This window comes from Microbacterium sp. Leaf351 (assembly GCF_001423825.1).
Lineage (GTDB): Bacteria > Actinomycetota > Actinomycetes > Actinomycetales > Microbacteriaceae > Microbacterium > Microbacterium ginsengisoli.
Genome location: NZ_LMPK01000002.1, coordinates 138,824 through 141,658 on the forward strand (window position 1 = coordinate 138,824; position 2,835 = coordinate 141,658).

At 70.9% G+C, this 2,835-nt stretch carries 3 protein-coding genes; all 3 read left to right on the top strand.

Going from position 1 to position 2,835, the window contains the following annotated elements; genetic code table 11:
• The coding region (locus ASG00_RS16215; protein WP_442922568.1) for a pyridoxal-phosphate-dependent aminotransferase family protein at nt 1–712 on the top strand (712 nt) is incomplete at its 5' end.
• Nucleotides 709–2,028 carry an allantoate amidohydrolase gene (locus tag ASG00_RS01195; protein WP_056206235.1) on the top strand — a complete coding sequence of 440 codons (1,320 nt, stop codon included), beginning with the start codon at nt 709–711 and terminating at the stop codon, nt 2,026–2,028. The genes ASG00_RS16215 and ASG00_RS01195, both read left to right, overlap by 4 nt.
• Nucleotides 2,029–2,216: 188 nt before the next feature.
• On the top strand, nt 2,217–2,835 hold a 619-nt coding region (locus ASG00_RS16220), incomplete at its 3' end, for an ABC transporter substrate-binding protein (RefSeq protein ID WP_235559031.1).

The window sequence follows — 2,835 nt, forward strand, 5'->3', positions numbered from 1 at the left end:
GACCGCGTCGCTCGGCGGCAACCCGTTCGAGGCCGATGCCTGGGGGCTGGATGCCGCCACCGCCGGCCTGCAGAAGTGCCTCGGCGGTCCGTCCGGGTCGGCGCCGATCACGCTGTCGCCCCGCGCGGTCGAGGTGGTCCGCTCGCGCAGCCGCGTGGAGGCCGGCATCCGCGAGGAGGGGGATGCCGCGGCATCCGATTTCGTGCGCTCGAACTACTTCGATCTCGGCATGATCCTCGACTACTGGGGTCCGCGCCGGCTCAACCACCACACCGAGGCGACGAGCATGCTCTACGCCGCCCGCGAGTGCGCGCGCGTGCTGCTGGGCGAGGGCCGCGACGCGGTCATCGCGCGCCACCGGCTCGCGGGTGACGCCATGCTCGCCGGCGTCGAGGCGCTGGGGCTGACGGTCTTCGGCGACGTCGCCCACAAGATGGCGAACGTGGTCGCGGTGGAGATCCCCGAGGGGGTTCCGGGAGACGTCGCCCGCGCCGCGCTGCTCGACGACTTCGGCATCGAGATCGGCACGTCGTTCGGTCCGCTGCACGGTCGCGTGTGGCGCATCGGCACGATGGGCTACAACGCCCGCAAGGACGCCGTGCTCACCACCCTCGCGGCGCTCGAGAGCGTGCTGCGGCGCTTCGGCGCGGCCGTGCCCGTGGGCGGCGGTGTCGAGGCGGCGCGCGACGTGTTCGCGGGGGCGCCCGCGTGACGCTGCCGTCCCTCGGCTCGCCCGACCGCATCGCGGCCGCGGCGAGGCGCGTCATGAACCGCTGCGACGAGCTCGCCCGGGTCAGCGCCGCCGACCAGGGCATCGAGCGCGTCTACCTGTCGGCGGAGCACGCCCGAGTGAACCGTCTCGCCGCGGAGTGGATGCGCGAGCTCGGCATGCGCACCCGACAGGATGCCGCGGGCAACCAGCTCGGCCGCCTGGATGTGCTCGATCCGTCGGGCGCGGTGATCTCCGACGCTCCCGCGCTCCTCATCGGCTCGCATCTCGACACCGTGCCCGACGCGGGGCGCTACGACGGCATCGTGGGCGTGCTCATGGGCCTCGAGATCGTGCGTCTGCTGCGCGTGCCCGCGGGCGACAGCGACAGTGCATGGCGCTCGCCGTTCCCGTTCGCGATCGAGGTCGTCGCCTTCAGCGACGAGGAGGGCACCCGCTTCGGCAAGGCGCTCCTCGGGTCGTCGGCGGTCGCGGGACTGTGGAACGACGACTGGTGGGCGCTGACGGATGCCGCGGGCACCACTCTGCGCCAGGCCTTCCTCGAGTTCGGACTCGACCCCGGACGCATCGGTGAGGCCGCGCGACGCCCCGACAGCCTCGTGGGCTACCTCGAGGCGCACATCGAGCAAGGCCCGGAACTCGACCGGCGGGGGGAGGCCCTCGCCGTGGTGTCGTCGATCGCGTCGGCTCGCCGCTTCCAGCTCGTCGTCGAGGGCGAGGCCCGGCACGCGGGCGGAACTCCCTATGACATGCGCCGTGACGCCCTGCTCGGTGCGAGCGAGGCGGCGCTCGCTATCGAGCGCATCTGCCGCACCGAGCATCACATCATCGGCACGGTCGGCCAGTTCGAGGCCTTCCCCGGGGCGGTCAACATCGTCCCCGGCGAGACCCACTTCTCCCTTGACCTGCGCGGCGAGTTCGACGGCGAACGCGACCGCGTGTTCGACGAGATCTCCCGCGAGCTCGACGGCATCATGGGTCGCCGCGGCCTGCGATGGCGCTCACGCGAGGTGCACAACGCCGCCGCGGTCATGTGCGCGCCGCTGCTGCAGGACGTCGTGCGCGAGGGCATCGGCGCGACCGGCGCCCCCGGGGCATCCGATCCGGCGACGATCTTCTCGCGGGCAGGTCACGATGCGATGACGATCGGGGCGATCACCGACGTCGGAATGCTGTTCCTCCGCAACCCCGACGGCATCAGCCACCATCCCGATGAGGCGGTCAGCGCCGCCGACGTCGCCGCGGGCATCCGGGCGCTGGCAGAATCAGTGGTGCTCCTCGGCCACGAGCGCCACTGATCACCGACTCCGGTTCGAAGCGACGCGTAACGCCGCGGAAACATTCGAGCGGATGTTGATGAAATCTCCATCGCCTAGCGTCGAGTGAGTCGCCCCTTGCGCCGCTGCCTCGTCGTTCCCAGAGCACCCGGCGGGTACGTGAGAGACGAGTCCCGACCCGACGCACTCAGCATCTGGAGACACAGCATATGAACATCCGCACCTCGAAGCGCGCGCTGCGCGCGGCGGTCGCCCTTGCGGCGGTCGCCGTGTCGGCCGTCGCCCTGTCCGCCTGCTCGTCGAGCTCGTCGAGCACGACGGCCCCCACGTCGACCGGCGCCGCCTCGGTCGCCCCCGGCACCTACGGCGAGCTGAACCTGCAGCTGTCGTGGATCAAGAACGAGGAGTTCTCGGGCGAGTTCCTCGCCGACGCGAACGGCTACTTCACCGCCGCCGGCTTCTCGAAGGTCAACATGACCCCCGGCCCCTCGACCGGTGCGAGCGAGCTGCTCTCGGGCAAGGCCGATGTGGCCCTCTCCGACGCCGTCTCGATCGGTTCGGTCGTCGCCTCGGAGGGCGCGCCGCTGAAGATCATCGGCACGACCTACCAGAAGAACCCGTTCACGGTGCTCTCGCTGGCCGACAAGGGCAACATCACCAAGCCCTCGGACCTCAAGGGCAAGAAGATCGGCGTGCAGGACTCGAACAAGGCACTGTTCGACGCGTTCCTCGCAGCCAACGGCATGAGCGAGAGCGACCTGACCGTCGTGCCCGTGCAGTACGACCCGGCGCCGCTGCTCTCCGGTGAGATCGACGGCTACATCGCCT